This window comes from Klebsiella sp. JN_Kp127, from assembly GCF_040062505.1.
Taxonomy (GTDB): Bacteria; Pseudomonadota; Gammaproteobacteria; order Enterobacterales; family Enterobacteriaceae; genus Klebsiella; species Klebsiella quasipneumoniae.
This window is the reverse complement of the sequence record NZ_JBEAHS010000045.1, coordinates 59,536-78,600: the sequence shown is the minus strand read 5'-3', so window position 1 is coordinate 78,600 and position 19,065 is coordinate 59,536. Positions and strand designations below refer to the sequence as shown.

17 protein-coding genes are annotated in these 19,065 nt (G+C 61.8%); 10 read left to right on the top strand and 7 right to left on the bottom strand.

Annotated features, from left to right (window positions below):
* Positions 1-495: 495 nt before the first annotated feature.
* Positions 496-1,050 (bottom strand): GNAT family N-acetyltransferase, encoded by a 555-nt coding sequence (locus ABLV04_RS17490; protein ID WP_002912829.1) that lies wholly within the window; start codon positions 1,048-1,050, stop codon positions 496-498.
* Positions 1,051-1,135: 85 nt separating this feature from the next.
* Complete coding sequence (gene dld / locus ABLV04_RS17485) at positions 1,136-2,881, bottom strand: D-lactate dehydrogenase (protein WP_048982084.1); 1,746 nt, start codon at positions 2,879-2,881, stop codon at positions 1,136-1,138.
* A 194-nt stretch (positions 2,882-3,075) separates the two neighbouring features.
* Here dld and bglX point away from each other — a divergent pair, with 194 nt between their 5' ends.
* The 5 genes from bglX (at position 3,076) to ABLV04_RS17460 (ending at position 9,253) form a co-directional block, all read left to right on the top strand.
* Complete coding sequence (bglX, locus tag ABLV04_RS17480; RefSeq protein ID WP_023290426.1) at positions 3,076-5,373, top strand: beta-glucosidase BglX; 2,298 nt, start codon at positions 3,076-3,078, stop codon at positions 5,371-5,373.
* A gap of 136 nt (positions 5,374-5,509) precedes the next feature.
* Positions 5,510-6,427: an ABC transporter substrate-binding protein gene (locus ABLV04_RS17475; protein WP_180265535.1), complete on the top strand. Its 918-nt coding sequence runs from the start codon at positions 5,510-5,512 to the stop codon at positions 6,425-6,427.
* Positions 6,428-6,434: 7 nt separating this feature from the next.
* Entirely contained in the window at positions 6,435-7,592 is a 1,158-nt protein-coding gene (locus ABLV04_RS17470; protein WP_180265536.1) for an ABC transporter permease, read from the top strand.
* A complete protein-coding gene (locus tag ABLV04_RS17465; protein WP_048297894.1) occupies positions 7,585-8,532 on the top strand; it encodes an ABC transporter ATP-binding protein in 948 nt (315 codons plus the stop codon). Before ABLV04_RS17470 ends, ABLV04_RS17465 begins: the two co-directional genes overlap by 8 nt.
* Entirely contained in the window at positions 8,516-9,253 is a 738-nt protein-coding gene (locus ABLV04_RS17460) for an ABC transporter permease (protein WP_064154329.1), read from the top strand. Before ABLV04_RS17465 ends, ABLV04_RS17460 begins: the two co-directional genes overlap by 17 nt.
* Here ABLV04_RS17460 and ABLV04_RS17455 read toward each other — a convergent pair.
* Entirely contained in the window at positions 9,228-9,341 is a 114-nt protein-coding gene (locus ABLV04_RS17455; RefSeq protein WP_002912762.1) for a protein YohO, read from the bottom strand. The two genes, ABLV04_RS17460 and ABLV04_RS17455, sit on opposite strands and share 26 nt — an antisense overlap.
* Before the next feature lie 229 nt (positions 9,342-9,570).
* Here ABLV04_RS17455 and ABLV04_RS17450 point away from each other — a divergent pair, with 229 nt between their 5' ends.
* Genes ABLV04_RS17450 through ABLV04_RS17440 form a run of 3 tightly spaced genes read left to right on the top strand, consistent with a single transcriptional unit; the run spans position 9,571 to position 12,490 of the window.
* Positions 9,571-11,259, top strand: coding sequence for a sensor histidine kinase (locus ABLV04_RS17450; RefSeq protein ID WP_004189065.1), 1,689 nt, complete (start codon positions 9,571-9,573; stop codon positions 11,257-11,259).
* The gene (gene btsR / locus ABLV04_RS17445) at positions 11,253-11,972 is read left to right on the top strand and encodes a two-component system response regulator BtsR (RefSeq protein WP_023290421.1); all 720 of its coding nucleotides are present in this window, start codon (positions 11,253-11,255) and stop codon (positions 11,970-11,972) included. Before ABLV04_RS17450 ends, btsR begins: the two co-directional genes overlap by 7 nt.
* Before the next feature lie 47 nt (positions 11,973-12,019).
* Complete coding sequence (locus tag ABLV04_RS17440; RefSeq protein ID WP_023290420.1) at positions 12,020-12,490, top strand: DUF1456 family protein; 471 nt, start codon at positions 12,020-12,022, stop codon at positions 12,488-12,490.
* Positions 12,491-12,600: 110 nt separating this feature from the next.
* Here ABLV04_RS17440 and metG read toward each other — a convergent pair whose 3' ends face one another.
* Positions 12,601-14,634, bottom strand: a complete 2,034-nt coding sequence (gene metG / locus ABLV04_RS17435) for a methionine--tRNA ligase (protein ID WP_032453499.1) — start codon at positions 14,632-14,634, stop codon at positions 12,601-12,603.
* Between the two features lie 153 nt (positions 14,635-14,787).
* Here metG and apbC point away from each other — a divergent pair, with 153 nt between their 5' ends.
* Entirely contained in the window at positions 14,788-15,897 is a 1,110-nt protein-coding gene (gene apbC / locus ABLV04_RS17430) for an iron-sulfur cluster carrier protein ApbC (RefSeq protein ID WP_023290418.1), read from the top strand.
* On the opposite strand, the gene ABLV04_RS17425 is transcribed toward apbC, so the two are convergent.
* Complete coding sequence (locus ABLV04_RS17425; RefSeq protein ID WP_348815980.1) at positions 15,894-16,355, bottom strand: GNAT family N-acetyltransferase; 462 nt, start codon at positions 16,353-16,355, stop codon at positions 15,894-15,896. The two genes, apbC and ABLV04_RS17425, sit on opposite strands and share 4 nt — an antisense overlap.
* Positions 16,330-16,647: an RcnB family protein gene (locus ABLV04_RS17420; RefSeq protein ID WP_004201590.1), complete on the bottom strand. Its 318-nt coding sequence runs from the start codon at positions 16,645-16,647 to the stop codon at positions 16,330-16,332. The genes ABLV04_RS17425 and ABLV04_RS17420 overlap by 26 nt, the downstream gene beginning before the upstream one ends.
* A 183-nt stretch (positions 16,648-16,830) precedes the next feature.
* On the opposite strand from ABLV04_RS17420, the gene ABLV04_RS17415 reads away from it, so the two are divergent.
* A complete protein-coding gene (locus ABLV04_RS17415) occupies positions 16,831-17,730 on the top strand; it encodes a LysR family transcriptional regulator (RefSeq protein WP_032453496.1) in 900 nt (299 codons plus the stop codon).
* On the opposite strand, the gene ABLV04_RS17410 is transcribed toward ABLV04_RS17415, so the two are convergent.
* Entirely contained in the window at positions 17,720-19,063 is a 1,344-nt protein-coding gene (locus ABLV04_RS17410; RefSeq protein ID WP_023290415.1) for an NCS2 family permease, read from the bottom strand. The genes ABLV04_RS17415 and ABLV04_RS17410 overlap by 11 nt on opposite strands.
* Positions 19,064-19,065 lie beyond the last annotated feature (2 nt).

The following is a 19,065-nucleotide window of genomic DNA, read 5'->3' as shown; positions in this document are numbered from 1 at the left end:
GTGCCGGATGGCGGCTGACGCCTTATCCGGCCTACGTTATTTGGCGCCGGGTTCGCCCCCTTCGCAGGCCCGGCAAGCGCAGCGCCGCCGGGCAACATACCTGGCACCGTGCCGTGTTTGCGCCGGATGGCGGCGGACGCCTTATCCGGCCTACATTATTTGGCGCCGGGTTCGCCCCCTTCGCAGGCCCGGCAAGCGCAGCGCCGCCGGGCAATATACCCGGCACCGTGCCACGTTTGTGCCGGATGGCGGCTGACGCCTTATCCGGCCTACGTTATTTGGCGCCAGGTTCCGCCCCTTAGTAGGCCCGGCAAGCGCAGCGCCGCCGGGCAATCACGCCGAGTGCCGCGTTGTGCCGGATGGCGGCTGACGCCTTATCCGGCCTACGTTATTTGGCGCCGGGTTCGCCTCCTTCGTAGGCCCGGCAAGCGCAGCGCCGCCGGGCAATCGGGCTGGGGGGTTTATGCCGCGAGCCGCGGGATGTGACGCCGAATATTACTCCGGCAGCGTCCAGTCGCCGTCACCCAGCGCGCGCTGCATAATCAACGTATCCCGCCAGTCGCCCATCTTATAGCCGACGCTGCGCAGCTGACCTGCCACGGTAAAACCGAACTTTTTATGGATCGCCAGCGAGCCGGCATTGTTATGGCCATCGCCGATGATCGCCAGCATCTGCCGCCATGGGCCTTTCTCGCATTCGGCGATCAGCCGCGACAGCAGCGCGCTGCCGATGCCGCGCCCGCCCATTCCGGATTCCACGTAGATCGATTCTTCTAGGGTGTAGCGATAGGCCGGGCGCGGGCGATAGAAAGTGGCGTAGCAGTAGCCGACGATAGCCCCGCGCCACAGCGCTACCAGCCAGGGCAGCCCGTTATCGCGCACGGTCTGGATCCGTTTACGCATTTCGTCAACGGTGGGGGGGATCTCTTCGAAGGAGGCGCGACCATTCAGCACGTGCCAGACATACAGCGCGGCGATGGCGTGCGCATCGTCGGGCAGCGCTTCACGAATTTCTAAATCACTGTCGAGTAACGGGGCCTCTGCAGGCATGGCGGCGCTCCTGAATCTGCCGGAGAGACATTCTCCGGCGTGCAGCGTAATACAGAAGCGCCAGGCTGAATAGTCCTGCCGCCGATTATTGCGGATCCGTCGGGGAGGCCGGCGCCGGGGCCGCTTCACCCCAGTATTTCTGCTTGCTGGTTTTGCCGATTCCCGGGTTCATGCTGTTGGTCGGATCGTTCTGGCGATAGAACTGCTGCAGGCTCTCCGGCGCTTCATACAGATGACCCACGTTATGCTCCGCCGGGTACTGGGCGCCGCGGGCTTTTAGCAACGCCAGCATCTGCTCCTTCAGCGCATGGGCGTCGACCCCTTTCTTGACGATGTAATCCTGATGGAACACATGGCACATAAAGTGGCCATAGTAGAGCTTATGCACCAGCTGGCTGTCGATCTCCGGCGGCAGATGTTCGAACCACTCGGTATCGTTACGGCGCAGGGCGATATCCAGCGCCAGAATATCTTCCACCTCGTCAGCATGCACCGCCTGATAGCGGATCGCCGCGCCCGCGGCGGCAAAGCGATGGAGGAACGCTTTGCTGCCTTCCTCCGGCGTGCAGGCGAAGAACTCCCCCTCGGCCTGTTGGAAGTACGCTGTCAGCCAGCGCTGCGCTTCTTCGATGCCGTCGCCGGCCATCTTCAGCAGCAGATGGTGTTCATATTTGTCGCGCCAGGTTTTCATCCGCTCCGGTAAATGCGCCGGGAAGACGTGGCCGAGCTTCTGCATAAACCGGTCGGTAAAGTGCGGCTTAAACAGCGACACTTTCTCCAGCATCGCGTCGGTGCGCCCCTTCATGGTGAAGAAGAACGGCATTTTGTCGGTGCCGAGCTTGTCGATCATCAGGAAGGTGTCTTTGCCATACTTCTCGGCGATATCGTAAATATCGCGGTGCATATATTCCCCGGCCACCGGCAGATGCTGGAACTCGGCGAGGATATGGCGGCGGATCTCGGTCAATACCTGCGGCTGATTGGTGCCAATGTAAAACACCTGCTGGCGCTTCTCCGCCGGGAAGGTATCGAGACGCGCGGCGAAAACCGCCAGTTTACCCGCGCAGCCGGAGGATTCGAACAGGCGGTCCGGGTCGGCGTTGTAGCGCGCCGGGGTGTCGGCATCGACATCGCGCACGCGGGTAACATAGTCGTGATCGTGGGCGTGACGGCCATCGTGCAGCACATCGCTATCGCTGATCCGCTCGTCGTCGAGTCGGCTGAGGATCTGCTCCGGCGTACTGCCGAGATCGATGCCCAGATGGTTGACCAGCTTTAGCTTACCGTCGGCGTCAATCTGCGCGAACAGCGACATCTCGGTATAGGCTGGCCCGCGCTGCACCAGGGAGCCGCCGGAATTGTTGCAGATCCCGCCGATCACCGACGCGCCGATGCACGATGAGCCGATCACCGAGTGCGGCTCGCGCCCCAGCGGTTTCAGCGCTTTTTCCAGTGAATAGAGAGTGGTGCCGGGCCAGGCCAGCACCTGCTCGCCTTTGTCCAGCAGATGCAGCTTATCCAGGCGCAGGGTGCTGATAATCACGATCTCGCGATCGTAATCATTGCCGTTGGGGGTGGAGCCTTCGGTCAGGCCGGTGTTGGCCGCCTGCATCAAAATGATTTTATCGGCGTCGACGCAGGCGTTGAGCACGCGCCAGAGTTCCAGCAGGGTGCCGGGAAAGACAACCGCCAGCGCTTCGCCCTGGCCGGAGCGGAAGCCTTTGCGGTAGCGCTGGGTTTTTGCCGGGTCGGTCAGCAGATGCGAAGGGCCAACCAGGCGCGCCAGGTCAGCCAGAAACGTTTTATGGGTGTTAGTGGGTGCAGATGACATGTTCCACTCCTTGTGGTGGTGCGCGAAATATCGAGGATAAGCATAGCGCTTTGTATGACAATTTGATGCATGAATGTTTCGCAAAAATCAGAGAAGAACCTTAGCATTCTGCGGGCGCGTTGTTTATATATATGGCAAACTGCGGTTTTTATTATGTTTTACCAAGTCCCCGTCTGAGAAAAAGCGAGATAACAATGAAATGGCTCTGCACTGTAGGCGTCGCCGTGAGTCTGGCGCTGCAACCCGCGCTGGCGGATGAACTGTTTGGTAACCACCCCCTGACCCCGCAGGCGCGGGATGCCTTTGTTACCGACCTGCTGAAAAAAATGACCGTGGACGAGAAAATCGGCCAGCTGCGTCTGATAAGCGTCGGCCCGGATAACCCGAAAGAAGCAATCCGCGAGATGATCAAAGCGGGCCAGGTGGGAGCGATTTTTAACACCGTCACCCGTCCGGATATCCGCGTCATGCAGGATCAGGTGATGCAGCTTAGTCGCCTGAAGATCCCGCTGTTCTTTGCCTACGATGTGCTGCACGGCCAGCGCACTGTCTTCCCAATAAGCCTCGGTCTGGCCTCGTCGTTTAACCTCGACGCGGTGAAAACCGTGGGCCGCGTGTCAGCTTATGAAGCCGCCGATGACGGGCTGAACATGACCTGGGCGCCGATGGTCGACGTCTCCCGCGACCCGCGCTGGGGACGCGCTTCCGAAGGCTTCGGGGAAGACACGTATCTGACCACGATGATGGGCCAGGCGATGGTGGCGTCGATGCAGGGCAAGAGCCCGGCTGACCGCTATTCAGTGATGACCAGCGTCAAGCACTTCGCCGCCTACGGCGCGGTGGAGGGCGGGAAAGAGTACAACACGGTCGACATGAGCCCGCAGCGCCTGTTCAACGACTATATGCCGCCGTATAAAGCCGGTCTCGATGCCGGCAGCGGCGCGGTGATGGTGGCCCTGAATTCGCTGAACGGCACCCCGGCGACCGCCGATTCCTGGCTGCTGAAAGATGTCCTGCGCGACCAGTGGGGCTTTAAAGGCATCACGGTTTCCGACCACGGCGCCATCAAAGAGCTGATCAAGCACGGCGTGGCCTCCGACCCGGAAGACGCGGTGCGCGTGGCGCTGAAGTCCGGCATCAACATGAGCATGAGCGACGAGTATTACAGCAAATACCTGCCGGGGCTGGTGAAATCCGGCAAGGTGACCATGGCTGAGCTGGATGACGCCACCCGTCACGTGCTCAACGTCAAATATGACATGGGGCTGTTCAACGATCCGTACAGCCACCTGGGACCAAAAGATTCTGACCCGCAGGACACCAACGCGGAAAGCCGTCTGCATCGTAAAGAGGCGCGCGAAGTGGCCCGCGAGAGCCTGGTGCTGCTGAAAAACCGTCTCGATACGCTGCCGCTGAAAAAATCCGGCACTATCGCGGTGGTGGGCGCGCTGGCGGACAGCAAACGCGACATGATGGGCAGCTGGTCGGCGGCGGGCGTGGCCGATCAGTCGGTGACCGTCCTGACCGGCATCAAAGAAGCGCTGGGCGATAACGGCAAAGTGATTTACGCCAAAGGGGCGAACGTTACCGACGACAAAGGCATTGTCGATTTCCTCAATCTGTATGAGAAAGCAGTGCAGGTTGACCCGCGCTCGCCGCAGGAAATGATCGACGAAGCCGTCGCGGCGGCGAAGCAATCCGACGTGGTGGTCGCCGTAGTGGGCGAGGCGCAGGGGATGGCCCATGAGGCCTCCAGCCGGACCGACATCACCCTGCCGCAGAGCCAGCGCAATCTGATTGCCGCCCTCAAAGCCACCGGCAAACCGCTGGTGCTGGTGCTGATGAACGGCCGTCCGCTGGCGCTGGTGAAAGAGGATCAGCAAGCCGATGCGCTGCTGGAGACCTGGTTTGCCGGCACCGAAGGCGGCCACGCCATCGCCGACGTGCTGTTTGGCGACTATAACCCGTCGGGCAAGCTGCCGATGTCCTTCCCGCGCTCGGTGGGGCAGATCCCAACCTACTACAGCCATCTGAATACCGGTCGGCCGTATAATCCGGAGAAGCCGAACAAGTACACCTCGCGTTACTTCGATGAGGCCAACGGCCCGCTGTACCCGTTTGGCTACGGCCTGAGCTACACCACCTTTAGCGTCTCCGATGTCACCATGTCGTCGGCCACCCTGCCGCGCGACGGCAGCGTGACCGCCAGCGTGCAGGTGACCAACACCGGCAAACGCGAAGGGGCGACGGTCATTCAGCTGTATCTGCAGGACGTCACCGCCTCCATGAGCCGGCCGGTGAAAATGCTGCGCGGCTTTAAAAAGGTCACCCTCAAGCCGGGTGAAACGCAAACCGTCAGCTTCCCGATCGACGTCGACGCGCTGAAGTTCTGGAACCAGCAAATGAAATACGTCGCTGAGCCGGGCAAATTCAATGTCTTTATCGGCGTGGACTCCGCCCGCGTGAAGCAGAGCGAGTTTGAGCTGTTGTAAGGCAGAGCCCTTAAGCCCAACGTCACACGTTAAAGGCCGATTAATCGGCCTTTTCTTTTTCGTATCGCTGGCAAATGGACTACGCTTTTCTCTTAAGCTTCTGTAAGCGAAGCGCAAAAGAACTGAGGGAAGCGGGATGAAGATGGCGACGAAATGGTCCGGCGCGCTGGCGCTGGCCGCCCTGATAAGTGTGCCGCTGCAGGCGGCGGAGCCGGTGAAGGTCGGCTCGAAAATTGATACCGAAGGGGCGCTGCTGGGCAATATGATCCAGCAGGTGCTGGAAAACCACGGCGTCAAAACGATTAATAAAATCCAGCTCGGCACCACGCCGGTGGTTCGCGGGGCGATTGTCGCCGGCGAGCTGGATATCTATCCGGAGTATACCGGCAATGGCGCTTTCTTCTTTAAAGATGAAAACGACCCGGCATGGAAGAATGCCCGGCAGGGCTATGAGAAGGTGAAACGCCTGGATCAGGAGAAACATCAGCTGGTATGGCTCACCCCGGCTCCGGCTAACAACACCTGGACCATCGCCGTGCGCCAGGAGCTGGCGGAGAAAAATCATCTGACCTCGCTGGCCGACCTCAGCCGCTATCTGCAGCAGGGCGGCGAATTTAAGCTAGCGGCTTCGGCGGAGTTTATTGAACGCCCGGACGCGCTGCCGGCGTTTGAAAAAGCGTATGACTTCAAACTCAACCAGAACCAGCTGCTGTCGCTGGCCGGGGGCGATACGGCGGTGACCATCAAAGCGGCGGCGCAGCAGACCTCCGGCGTCAACGCGGCGATGGCCTACGGCACCGACGGCCCGGTGGCGGCTCTGGGGTTACAGACGCTGAACGACCCGCAGGGCGTGCAGCCGATTTACGCCCCGACGCCGGTGGTGCGCGAGGCGGTGCTTAAAGCCTACCCGCAGATTGCCGACTGGCTGAAGCCGGTCTTCGCCAGCCTCGATGAAAAGACCCTGCAACAGCTCAACGCCCGCATCGCGGTGGAAGGCCAGGATGCGAAGCGCGTGGCGGCAGATTATCTGCAGCAGAAAGGCCTGCTGAAGTAAGCCACCGGTGACCATTCGCTGTACTCACCGCGTCGGCCTGCTGCTGACAGGCCTGCTGCTGGTTACGCTGGCGCTGCCGTTTATCGCTTACGCGCCGAATCGCTTACTCTCCGGGGAAGGGCGCGGGCTGTTGCAGGTGATGCCCTGGCTCGCCGGCGTTCAGCTGGCGGCAGCCCTCGCCGGGATCCTGCTCTGCTGGCTGCCGGGCAGGGTTGCGCCGCTTCTCCATCTGCTGCTGGCCGAACTGCTCTTCCCGCTGCTTATCTGGGGCAGCGGCCAGGCGGCGATTGAGCTCTCCCGGCACGGCTCGCCGCTGGCGCGCACCTCGCCCGGCAGCGGTCTGTGGCTGTCGCTGGCGCTCTGCCTGCTGCTGGCCAGCGAGGCCATTCGTCATCTTACCGCCCGGCCGCTGTGGCGCTGGCTGCTCAATGCGCAAGTCTGGCTTCTGCCCATCATCCTGCTCGCCGCCGGGGCGCTCGATCAGCTCTCGCTGCTGAAGGAGTATGCCAACCGCCAGGAGGTGTTTGACGACGCCCTGCGCCAGCATCTGCTTCTGCTGTTTGGCACCCTGCTGCCGGGCCTGATCATTGGCCTGCCGCTGGGGGTATGGCTCTGGCGGCGTCCGCGCTGGCAGGCGCCGGCCTTCACCGTGCTCAATGTGATCCAGACTATCCCGTCGGTGGCGCTGTTCGGCCTGCTGATTGCCCCGCTTGCCGGTCTGGCGCGCTATTTCCCGGCGCTGGGCGAGCTGGGCGTCTCCGGGACCGGCGTGGCGCCGGCCCTGATCGCCCTGACGTTGTATGCGCTGCTGCCGCTGGTGCGCGGGGTGGTGACCGGCCTGCAGCAGGTGCCGCGGGATGCGCTGGAGAGCGCGACGGCGATGGGCATGAGCGCCGGACAGCGCTTTCGTCTGGTGCAGCTCCCGCTGGCGATGCCGGTGCTGTTGCGCAGCCTGCGGGTGGTCAGCGTGCAAACCGTCGGCATGGCGGTGGTGGCGGCGCTGATCGGCGCCGGCGGCTTTGGCGCGCTGGTGTTCCAGGGGCTGCTGAGCAGCGCGCTGGATCTGGTGCTGCTCGGGGTCGTGCCGACCATTGCCCTGGCGGTGGTCGTGGATGCTCTGTTCGCCCTGTGGGGCGCCTGGCTGAAAGGAGAGGCCAATGATTGAATTTGAAGGGGTCAGCAAAGCGTTTGCCGGCCACCCGGCGGTGAAGGACCTGACCCTGCAGCTGCGCGAAGGCGCTTTCTCGGTGCTGGTGGGAACCTCCGGCTCGGGCAAGTCGACGACGCTGAAAATGATCAACCGCCTGCTGGAGCCGGACCGGGGCATGATTCGCTTTGCCGGCGAAGACATCCGCCAGCAGCCGCTCCTGACCCTGCGGCGGCGGATGGGCTATGCCATCCAGTCCATCGGCCTGTTTCCCCACTGGACGGTGGCGCAGAATATCGCCACCGTGCCGCAGCTGCAAAAATGGCCGCGGGGGAGGATCGCCGACCGGGTCGACGAGCTGATGGCGCTGCTGGGGCTGGAGGCAACGCTGCGCGACCGCTACCCGCACCAGCTCTCCGGCGGCCAGCAGCAGCGGGTCGGGGTGGCGCGGGCGCTGGCGGCAGACCCGGAGGTACTGCTGATGGATGAGCCCTTCGGCGCCCTCGACCCGGTGACCCGTGAGGCGCTGCAGCAGGAGATGCTGCGCATCCATCGCCTGCTGGGGCGGACGATTGTTCTGGTGACCCATGATATTGACGAAGCGCTGCGTCTCGCGGACCACCTGGTGCTGATGGACGGCGGCGAGGTGGTCCAGCAGGGGGCGCCGCTGGAGATGCTCCTGCGGCCAGAGAATCGCTTTGTGCAAACCTTTTTTGGCCGCAGCGAGCTGGGCGTGCGCCTGCTGTCGCTGCGCGAGGTGCGGGACTATCTGCGTCCCGACGAGCGGCTGGCGGGCGAGGGGCTGACCGTCACCATGACCCTGCGGGAAGCGCTGTCGCAGTTTGTCGCCCGGCGCTGCGAGGCGCTGCCGGTGGTGGATGCCGAGGGGCACCCCTGCGGCACGCTGCATTTTGCCGATCTGCTGCGCCAGGAGGCGAGTCATGAAGGCGCTTCGTGAGCCGCTGTGGTGGCTTAGCGCGATGTTTATCGGCCTGCTGGCGGGGCTGCCCTACAGCGCGCCGTTGTTCAGCCGGCTGTTTCCGGAACTGCCGCGGCCGGTCTACCAGCAGGAGAGCTTCTGGGCGCTCACTGTCGATCACGGCTGGCTGGTGGCGGCGTCCAGCCTCGCGGCGACCGCTGTCGGGCTGGGGGCTGGGGTGGCGGTCACCCGGCCTGCGGGCAGCGCGTTTCGTCCGCTGGTGGAGACCATCGCCGCTATCGGGCAGACCTTTCCGCCGGTGGCGGTGCTGGCGATGGCGGTGCCGGTGCTGGGCTTTGGCTGGCTGCCGGCGCTGATCGCCCTCGCGCTGTATGGCATACTGCCGGTGCTGCAAGGGACTCTGGCCGGTCTGGGGTCGATACCGTCGGGCGTGTCAGATGTGGCAGAAGGGATGGGCATGACCGGCTGGCAGCGTCTGTGCAAAGTGGAGCTGCCGCTGGCGGCCCCGGTGATCCTGGCGGGGATCCGCACCTCGGTCATCGTCAATATTGGTACCGCGACGATAGCCTCGACGGTGGGGGCCAATACGCTTGGGACGCCGATCATCATCGGCCTGAGCGGGTTTAATACCGCCTATATCGTGCAGGGGGCGCTGCTGGTGGCGCTGGCGGCGATTATTGTCGACCGCGCATTTGAGCGCCTGGCCCGCTGGCTCAGCCGACACCGCCACGTACAATAAAGGAATAGCCGGCCAGCATCACGCCGCTGATCCCGCCGATGGCCATAAGTAAGAAGAGAGTGACGACCGCGATTTTCGCTGGCTTCATAATAGACTCCTGATGTTAACAGGGGGATTATACGGTGAAGCACAGGTGTTAATGAAACATTAATTGCGGTTTAGCGCGCCGCGCCGGGCTTTTTGCCGCTTTCGCTGCGTCACGCGCTGCAAAAAAGTGTGATCCTGCCCGTCATTTTTCATTTTTATGCAGGGCTTCAAAGAAAGTCTCCGCCAGGCAGTGTAAGGTACGCGCTTTCAGGAATGTGTGGTTTGCGGGTATGTACGAGTTTGATCTGGTGTTGCTGCTGCTTCAGCAGATGTGCGTATTTTTGGTCATCGCGTGGTTGATGAGCAAAACCCGACTGTTTATCCCCCTGATGCAAGTCACCGTTCGCCTGCCGCACAAGCTGCTGTGCTACGTCACCTTCTCCATTTTCTGCATTATGGGGACCTATTTTGGTCTGCATATCGAAGACTCTATCGCCAACACCCGCGCCATCGGCGCCGTGATGGGCGGCCTGCTCGGCGGCCCGGTGGTCGGCGGGCTGGTGGGGCTGACCGGCGGCCTGCACCGCTACTCGCTGGGGGGGATGACCGCCTTAAGCTGCATGGTGTCCACTATCGTCGAGGGGCTGCTGGGCGGTCTGGTGCACAGCGTGCTGGTCAAGCGCGGCCGGCCGGACAAAGTCTTTAGCCCGCTGACCGCCGGGGCGATCACCTTCGTGGCCGAGCTGGTGCAGATGATGATTATTCTGCTGATCGCCCGCCCGTTCCAGGACGCCCTGCATCTGGTGCAGAGCATTGCCGCGCCGATGATGGTGACCAATACCGTCGGCGCGGCGCTGTTTATGCGCATTCTGCTGGACAAGCGGGCGATGTTCGAGAAGTACACCTCCGCCTTTTCCGCCACGGCGCTGAAGGTGGCGGCGTCCACCGAGGGGATCCTGCGTCAGGGGTTCAACGAAGAGAACAGCATGAAGGTGGCCCAGGTGCTTATCCAGGAGCTGGATATCGGCGCGGTGGCGATCACCGACCGCGACAAGCTGCTGGCGTTTACCGGCATCGGCGACGACCATCACCTGCCGGGCAAACCTATCTCCTCCTCGTATACGCAACGGGCGATTGAGACCGGGGAGGTGGTGTATGCCGACGGCAACGAGGTGCCCTACCGCTGCTCGATTCATCCGCACTGTAAGCTGGGGTCGACGCTGGTGATCCCCTTGCGTGGCGAGAACCAGCGGGTGATCGGCACCATCAAACTGTATGAGGCGAAAAACCGCCTGTTCAGTTCGATCAACCGCACCCTGGGGGAGGGGATTGCCCAGCTGCTGTCGGCGCAGATCCTCGCCGGGCAGTACGAGCGGCAGAAGGCGCTGCTGACGCAATCCGAAATCAAGCTTCTGCATGCCCAGGTCAACCCGCACTTCCTGTTTAACGCGCTTAACACCCTGAAGGCGGTGATCCGTCGCGACAGCGAGCAGGCCGGCCAGCTGGTGCAGTATCTGTCGACCTTCTTTCGCAAGAACCTGAAGCGGCCGACAGAAATCGTCACCCTCGCCGATGAGATCGAGCATGTTAACGCCTACCTGCAGATTGAGAAGGCCCGCTTTCAGGCTAACCTGCAGATCCAGATGGCGGTGCCGGAAGGGCTGGCGCATCACCAGCTGCCGGCCTTTACCCTGCAGCCGATCGTGGAGAACGCCATTAAGCATGGCACATCGCAACATCTTGGCGTCGGCGAAATTACCATTCGCGCCAGCCAGGACGATCGCTGGCTGCAGCTGGATATCGAAGATAACGCCGGGCTGTACCGGGCCAACCCTCAGGCCAGCGGGCTGGGGATGAATCTGGTGGACAGGCGGCTTCGGGCGCGTTTTGGCGCCGACTGCGGCATCAGCGTCACCTGCGAACCGGAGCGCTTTACCCGTGTCACCCTACGTTTGCCCCTGGAGGAGAATGCATGCTGAGAGTATTGATCGTCGATGATGAGCCGCTGGCGCGGGAAAACCTGCGTATTTTGCTGGAGACTCAGCGCGATATCGAGATCGTCGGCGAATGCGGCAACGCGGTGGAGGCGATTGGCGCAGTCCATAAGCTGCGTCCCGACGTGTTGTTTCTCGACATCCAGATGCCGCGCATCAGCGGCCTGGAGATGGTCGGGATGCTCGACCCGGAGCACCGCCCCTATATCGTGTTTCTCACCGCCTTTGATGAATACGCGGTGAAAGCCTTTGAGGAGCACGCCTTTGACTATCTGCTCAAGCCGATTGAAGCTGCCCGGCTGGAGAAAACCCTCGCCCGCCTGCGCCAGGAGCGTAATCTGCAGGATGTGTCGCTGCTGGATGACGCCCGGCAGACGCTGAAATACATACCCTGTACCGGCCACAGCCGTATCTGGCTGCTGCAGATGGAGGATGTGGCCTTCGTCAGCAGCCGGATGAGCGGGATCTACGTGACCGACCGCGAGGGCAAGGAGGGGTTTACCGAGCTGACCCTGCGCACCCTTGAGAGCCGCACGCCGCTGCTGCGCTGTCATCGCCAGTATCTGGTGAATATGGCGCACCTGAAGGAGATTCGCCTGGAGGAGAATGGTCAGGCGGAGCTGCTGATGCGCGCCGGGCAAACGGTGCCGGTGAGCCGGCGCTATTTAAAAAGCCTGAAAGAGGCGATTGGCCTGTAAAGCTGCTACACTGCGCCCCATTGCATCATCGACAGTAAAAGGCACTCATGCTCAGTAATGATATTCTTCGTAGCCTGCGCTACACCCTGAAAGTCAATAATAACGATATGGTGCGCATTCTTGCGCTATCCGACATGGAATCCACCTCCGCCAGCTTTGACACCTGGACGACGAAAGAGGATGAAGAGGGCTTTGTCCGCTGCCCGGACATTATCCTGTCGGGTTTCCTCAACGGCCTTATCTATGACAAGCGCGGTAAAGACGATTCGGCGCCGGAGCTGGCGCTGGAGCGCCGGGTGAATAACAATACGGTGCTGAAAAAGCTGCGGATCGCCTTCTCGCTGAAAACGGATGATATTGTGGCGATCATGAGCGAGCAGAAATACCGCGTCTCGGTGCCGGAAGTGACCGCCATGATGCGGTCGCCTGACCACAAAAACTACCGCGAGTGCGGCGACCAGTTTCTGCGCAATTTCTTGCGCGGCCTGACCCAGCGGGTGCATAACCCGAAGGCGTGATGGTTAGCCGGGGGGCGGCTTCGCCTTACCCGGCCTACAAAACCCGTCGGCCCGTGCAAGGGTAGCGCCGCCGGGCAAAAAAAAGCCGGAGATATTCTCCGGCTTTTTTATTATTTCACCTGCTGACCCGGCTTCGCGCCGTCGTCAGGGCTTAACAGGAAGATATCCTTCCCGCCAGGGCCGGCGGCCATCACCATCCCTTCCGAGATGCCGAAGCGCATTTTGCGCGGCGCCAGGTTGGCGACCATCACCGTCAGGCGGCCAATCAGCGGCTGCGGATCCGGATAAGCGGAGCGGATGCCGGAGAAGACGTTACGCTTCTCGCCGCCAAGATCCAGCGTCAGGCGCAGCAGCTTGTCGGAGCCCTCGACGAATTCCGCGTTTTCAATCAGCGCCACGCGCAGGTCGACTTTGGCGAAATCGTCAAAGGTGATGGTTTCCTGAATCGGATCGTCCGCCAGCGGGCCGCTGACCGGCGCCGCGGTGGCTTTCACCTCTTCTTTAGAGGCTTCCACCAGGGCTTCCACCTGCTTCATCTCGATGCGGTTGTACAGCGCCTTAAACGGATTGACCTTATGCGCCAGCAGCGGCTGCTGGATGGCGTCCCAGCTCAGCTCGCTGTTGAGGAACGCTTCCGCGCGCGCGGCCAGCTGCGGCAGGACCGGCTTCAGCCAGGTCATCAGCACGCGGAACATATTCAGGCCCATGGTGCAGATGGCCTGCAGGTCGGCGTCGCGGCCTTCCTGTTTCGCCACCACCCACGGCGCCTGCTCATCAACATAGCGGTTGGCCACGTCGGCGAGGGCCATGATTTCGCGGATGGCCTTACCGAACTCGCGGCTGTCCCACGCTTCGCCGATGCTTTCCGCCGCGTCGGTGAAGGTTTTGTACAGCGCCGGGTCGGCCAGCTCAGCGGCCAGCATGCCGTCAAAACGCTTGCTGATAAAGCCGGCGTTGCGCGAGGCGAGGTTAACCACCTTGTTGACGATGTCGGCGTTAACGCGCTGGATAAAGTCTTCCAGGTTGAGGTCGATATCATCGATGCGCGAAGAGAGCTTGGCGGTGTAGTAGTAGCGCAGGCTGTCGGCATCAAAGTGCTTCAGCCAGGTGCTGGCCTTAATGAAGGTGCCGCGCGACTTAGACATCTTGGCGCCGTTGACCGTCACGTAGCCATGCACGAACAGGTTGGTCGGTTTACGGAACTGGCTGCCTTCCAGCATCGCCGGCCAGAACAGGCTGTGGAAGTAGACGATGTCCTTGCCGATAAAGTGATACAGCTCGGCCGTGGAGTCTTTCTTCCAGTATTCGTCGAAGCTGGTGGTGTCGCCGCGCTTGTCGCACAGGTTCTTGAAAGAGCCCATGTAGCCGATCGGCGCGTCCAGCCAGACGTAGAAATATTTGCCCGGCGCGTTCGGAATTTCGAAGCCGAAGTACGGCGCATCGCGGGAGATGTCCCACTGCTGCAGGCCGGATTCGAACCACTCCTGCATTTTGTTCGCCACCTGCTCCTGCAGCGCGCCGCTGCGGGTCCACGCCTGCAGCATTTCGCTGAACGACGGCAGGTCGAAGAAGAAGTGTTCGGAGTCACGCATCACCGGCGTGGCGCCGGAGACCACCGATTTCGGGTCGATCAGTTCGGTGGGGCTGTAGGTCGCGCCGCACACTTCGCAGTTATCGCCGTACTGGTCCGGAGATTTACACTTCGGACAGGTGCCTTTCACAAAACGGTCCGGCAGGAACATGCCTTTTTCCGGATCGTAGAGCTGAGAGATGGTGCGGTTTTTGATAAAACCGTTCTCTTTCAGACGGGTGTAGATAAGCTCCGACAGCTCGCGGTTCTCGTCGCTGTGCGTCGAGTGATAGTTATCGTAGCTGATGTCGAAGCCGGCAAAATCGGTCTGATGCTCCTGACTCATCTCGCCAATCATCTGCTCCGGGGTGATACCGAGCTGTTGCGCCTTGAGCATGATCGGCGTGCCGTGGGCGTCGTCGGCGCAGATGAAGTTGACCTCGTGGCCGCGCATTCGCTGGTAACGGACCCAGACATCAGCCTGGATGTGCTCCAGCATGTGGCCGAGGTGGATGGAGCCGTTGGCGTACGGCAGGGCGCACGTTACCAGAATTTTCTTCGCGACTTGAGTCATAGTGAGCATTACATCTTCTGTTGTAAAAAGGGCTTCCGATATTACCAAAAGGGCTGTGGGTGCGCCATAAATGGCTGCCCATATATGGATAATCCTTTCCTGTGATAAACTCTGTGATTACTGAAAGCATCTCAAAACAACAAAGGAGTCGGGATGAATTCGCAATCCCAGGCCAAATCCCCCGAGCGCCTCCGCGCGATGGTCGCCGGGACGCTGGCCAATTTCCAGCACCCAACCCTGAAGCATAATCTCACCACCCTCAAGGCACTGCACCATGTCGCCTGGCTGGACGATACCGTTCATATCGAGCTACAAATGCCGTTCGTCTGGAGCAGCGCCTTCGAAGCGCTCAAAGAGCAGTGCAGCGCCGAGCTGTTGCGCATCACTGGCGCGAAGGCCATCGACTGGAAGCTGACCCACAGCATCGCGACCCTCAAGCGCGTGAAAAACCAGCCCGGCATCAACGGCGTGAAGAACATTATCGCCATCAGCTCCGGGAAAGGCGGCGTCGGTAAATCCTCCACGGCGGTAAACCTGGCGCTGGCGCTCGCCGCGGAAGGGGCGAAGGTGGGCATTCTGGATGCCGATATCTACGGCCCGTCGATTCCGACCATGCTTGGCGCGGAAGACAGCCGCCCGACCTCCCCGGACGGTACCCATATGGCGCCGATCATGAAGTTCGGTCTGGCCACCAACTCCATCGGCTACCTGGTGACCGACGACAACGCCATGGTGTGGCGCGGGCCGATGGCCAGCAAGGCGCTGATGCAGATGCTGCAGGAGACCCTGTGGCCGGATCTCGACTACCTGGTGCTGGATATGCCGCCGGGCACTGGCGACATCCAGCTGACGCTGGCGCAGAACATTCCGGTCACCGGCGCGGTGGTAGTCACCACGCCGCAGGATATCGCGCTGATCGACGCCAAAAAAGGCATCGTGATGTTCGAAAAAGTGGAAGTGCCGGTGCTGGGGATCGTGGAAAACATGAGCATGCATATCTGCAGCAACTGCGGGCACCATGAGCCGATCTTCGGCACCGGCGGCGCGCAAAAACTGGCCGAGAAATACCACACCCAGCTGCTGGGCCAGCTGCCGCTGCATATTACGCTGCGGGAAGATCTGGATAACGGCACGCCGACGGTGGTGGCGCGTCCGGAAAGCGAATTTACCGACATCTACCGCCAGCTGGCGGGTCGGGTGGCGGCCCAGATGTACTGGCAGGGAGAAGTGATCCCGGGTGAGATTGCCTTCCGCGCCGTTTAAGGCCGCGGCGAGCGCATCAGCCAGTATCCGCCCTCGGGCGAGGCGCCCTGTGCTTCGATGGTCCAGCCGTGACGCTGGTAGAAGCGCAGGGCGTTTTTATTTTCCATCAGGCACTTCAGCGTCCCGCTGGCGGTAAAGGTCCGTTCGACCTGCGCCAGCAGCGCGCTGCCGATATGTCTGCCCTGCCAGTCCGGGTCGACGAACAGATGGTGAAGAAAGTTATCGGCGGTCCATACGGCGGCAAAGCCCACCGGCAGGCCGTCGTATTCCGCGACCCACAGCTGTTCATCCGCGGTGGCGGCATCGAAATCTTCCAGCCGCCACGTCGTGGAGGGAAGCCAGGTCCACGACATACTGCGCGCCCGCAGAAAGAGCTGGCGCAGCGCCGGAGAGTCCGCTGGTTCGCCGGGGCGGATGCGGAGTTTGAGCGGATCAGCGATGATAGAAGATCTCGCCATCGTACACCTTGAGGATTTTGCCTTCGGTGTCGGTGATCAGCACGTAGTTACCGCCCATATAGGTCCAGTGGCTGCCGGCGTCCGGCGCGGGCAGATTACGCTGCTGCCACCCTTTGATGTTGTATTCGGGGGTGAGGTACATCGCCGGAACGGTGTCGCCAATGTGGAACTGGGTGAAGTCGGCGGTGAACTCTTTCAGCGCATACTGATCGATCCCCGCGGCAGAAGCCGTCCAGCTGGCGCCGGCGGTGGCAAGGAGTACGCCCAGAAGCATCATTTTTGTTTTACGCATAGTTTCCTCAATATTACCTGGACTCAAAATAGCAGCCTCGTATCATTCCTGATGCGTTGCTGAAATGGCAAGCACTGGATTTTTAAAAAGTGTAAGCAAAACACGGCGCAAGTCCTGCGCCGCTTGCGTTGCAGCGACGGTGATGCCTATTTTGGGAGCAATCTGAAGCAGGGGAGAATCGGCATGTTCAGGCTGGAAGATCTGACCTTATTTGTCCGCGCCGCGGCACTGGGCAGTTTTAGCGACGCCGCGCGCGAGGCGGGGCAGCAACCGGCGCAGGTGAGCGCGGCGATTAAGCGTCTGGAGACGATCCTCAATATTCGCCTGTTCGCCCGCTCGACCCGCAGCCTGCGCCTGACGCCGGAGGGGGAGACCTGGCTGCCGTATGCCACCCAGATGCTCGATACCCTCGAGGCCGGCCTGCAGAAGATCCAGACCCCGGACGATGAAATTCGCGGCATGCTGCAGATCGCCGTGCCGTCGGATCTCGGGCGTAACCTGCTCCTGACCCTGTTCCGCGACTTTCGGCAACGCCACCCGGCGCTGCGCCTGCGGCTGCTCTTTTCCGACCAGCTGACCGACGTGTTTAAAGATCCGGTGGACGTCGCGTTTCGCTATGGCAATAACGATGACGCCTCGTTTATTTCGCTGCCGGTGGCGCCGGAAAATCGTCGGGTGCTGGTGGCCTCTCCTGAGTGGATCGCCCGCCACGGCGAGCCGCAGACCCTTGAGGAGCTCGGCCAGCACAATGCGTTGATCTATATATTGCGCGGCCGCCCGTTCGACCGCTGGTCGCTGAGCCTCGACGGCGAAGTTCTGCAGCAGAAGGTCTCCGGCACGGTGATGAGCGATGACGCGGAGGTGATCCGCCGGCTGGCGGTGGCCGGGGAGGGCATTGCCTATAAATCGATGCTCGACGTCAGCGACGATCTGCGGGCGGGCCGCCTGCGGCGCCTGCTGCCGCGTTACCAGGGGGATGTGGTGCCGTTGAACCTGATTTGTCCGCACCGCAAACAGCTCTCTGCCGCGGTGCGTTTGTTATATGAAGAGGTGAAATCACATTGTGAAGGGCTTAATGTCTAACTAAGGTCGCGAAGTAGTAGACCAGCGGGACGGCCAGCACCCACAGGCCAATCGGGATTTCCCGCCACTTGCCGGCGATGGCCTTGATCACAATGTAAAACAGCAGCCCGCCGGCGATGCCGGTGCCGAAGCTGTTGGCGATGAGGGTGATCATCACCATCATCAGCACCGGCAGGCCGTCGGTGAAGTTGCCGAGATCCACTTTGCGCAGGCCGCTGAACATGTTCAGGCCGATCAGGATCAGCGCCGGGGCGGTGGCCTCCTTCGGGATCATCAGCGCCACCGGCGTGAACAGCAGCATCAGCAGGAACATCACCGCCGCCGACAGCGCGGTGAGGCCGGTTTTGCCCCCGGCTTCCGCCGCCGCCGAGGACTCAATCAGCGCCGTCGCCGCCGGAATACCTACCCACGGGCCGAGCGCCGCGGCAATCGAATCGACCATAAACGGGCGATTAATCTGCGGCATGTTGCCTTCTTCATCCAGCAGGCCCGCCTCGCCGCCCACCGCCAGCGTCGTCCCCATGGTGGAGAAAAACTCAGAAGCGAAAAAGACGAACAGGAACGGCAGGAAGGCGATGTTTAACGCCCCCAGCAGGTCAACCTCTCCCAGCACCGGGGCCAGCGAGTGGGGGACATCGATAAAATGCGTCGGCAGTTTCGTGACGCCGAACGGGATCCCCACCAGGGTAGCGCACAGAATGGCCCACAAAATGGCGCCCGGCACCTTACGCGCCTGCAGGGCTATCGCCAGGAACAGGCCGCACAGCGCCACCAGCGCGCCGGGGGCGAGGAAGTCGCCGAGCATCAGGGCGTTGGTTTTGGCATTGGCGAGCACCAGCCCGGCGTTGCGAAAGCCGAGGACGGCGACGAACAGGCCGATGGAGGCCGTCAGCCCCAGCTTGATCGACTGCGGAACCGAGCGGGTGACCACTTCGCGCAGGCCAAAGCGGGTCAGCAGGAAGAAGAGAACCCCCGACCAGCAGGCGATCCCGAGGCCTGTCTGCCAGCCAATCCCCTCGCTACCGGCCAGCGTGACCCCCACCAGCACTGAGCCGCCAATGCCCGGGCCGACGATAAACGGCAGGTTGGCGTAAAACGCCATCAGCAGCGAGCCGACGACGAAGACCAGAATGGTGCCGGTGGTGGCGGCGCCTTTGTCCATTCCGCCTATCGCCAGCAGTCCCGGGATGACCACCAGTAAATAGGCGGCGGCGAGAAAACCGGTGATCCCGGCCAGGCATTCGCTGCGCAGCGTGCCGCCGCGCGAGCGCAGCGCAAAGCGGCGCTCCAGCCAGTTATCGCGGGCGGAAGAGTGAAGTGTGTTATCGGCCATGC

Bases quoted from the DNA above. Each gene is read 5' to 3' on its own strand.
- ABLV04_RS17490 (WP_002912829.1), bottom strand. From the start codon at position 1,050: ATGCCTGCAGAGGCCCCGTTACTCGACAGTGATTTAGAAATTCGTGAA.
- dld (WP_048982084.1), bottom strand. From the start codon at position 2,881: ATGTCATCTGCACCCACTAACACCCATAAAACGTTTCTGGCTGACCTG.
- bglX (WP_023290426.1), top strand. From the start codon at position 3,076: ATGAAATGGCTCTGCACTGTAGGCGTCGCCGTGAGTCTGGCGCTGCAA.
- ABLV04_RS17475 (WP_180265535.1), top strand. From the start codon at position 5,510: ATGAAGATGGCGACGAAATGGTCCGGCGCGCTGGCGCTGGCCGCCCTG.
- ABLV04_RS17465 (WP_048297894.1), top strand. From the start codon at position 7,585: ATGATTGAATTTGAAGGGGTCAGCAAAGCGTTTGCCGGCCACCCGGCG.
- ABLV04_RS17460 (WP_064154329.1), top strand. From the start codon at position 8,516: ATGAAGGCGCTTCGTGAGCCGCTGTGGTGGCTTAGCGCGATGTTTATC.
- ABLV04_RS17455 (WP_002912762.1), bottom strand. From the start codon at position 9,341: ATGAAGCCAGCGAAAATCGCGGTCGTCACTCTCTTCTTACTTATGGCC.
- ABLV04_RS17450 (WP_004189065.1), top strand. From the start codon at position 9,571: ATGTACGAGTTTGATCTGGTGTTGCTGCTGCTTCAGCAGATGTGCGTA.
- btsR (WP_023290421.1), top strand. From the start codon at position 11,253: ATGCTGAGAGTATTGATCGTCGATGATGAGCCGCTGGCGCGGGAAAAC.
- ABLV04_RS17440 (WP_023290420.1), top strand. From the start codon at position 12,020: ATGCTCAGTAATGATATTCTTCGTAGCCTGCGCTACACCCTGAAAGTC.
- metG (WP_032453499.1), bottom strand. From the start codon at position 14,634: ATGACTCAAGTCGCGAAGAAAATTCTGGTAACGTGCGCCCTGCCGTAC.
- apbC (WP_023290418.1), top strand. From the start codon at position 14,788: ATGAATTCGCAATCCCAGGCCAAATCCCCCGAGCGCCTCCGCGCGATG.
- ABLV04_RS17425 (WP_348815980.1), bottom strand. From the start codon at position 16,355: ATGGCGAGATCTTCTATCATCGCTGATCCGCTCAAACTCCGCATCCGC.
- ABLV04_RS17420 (WP_004201590.1), bottom strand. From the start codon at position 16,647: ATGCGTAAAACAAAAATGATGCTTCTGGGCGTACTCCTTGCCACCGCC.
- ABLV04_RS17415 (WP_032453496.1), top strand. From the start codon at position 16,831: ATGTTCAGGCTGGAAGATCTGACCTTATTTGTCCGCGCCGCGGCACTG.
- ABLV04_RS17410 (WP_023290415.1), bottom strand. From the start codon at position 19,063: ATGGCCGATAACACACTTCACTCTTCCGCCCGCGATAACTGGCTGGAG.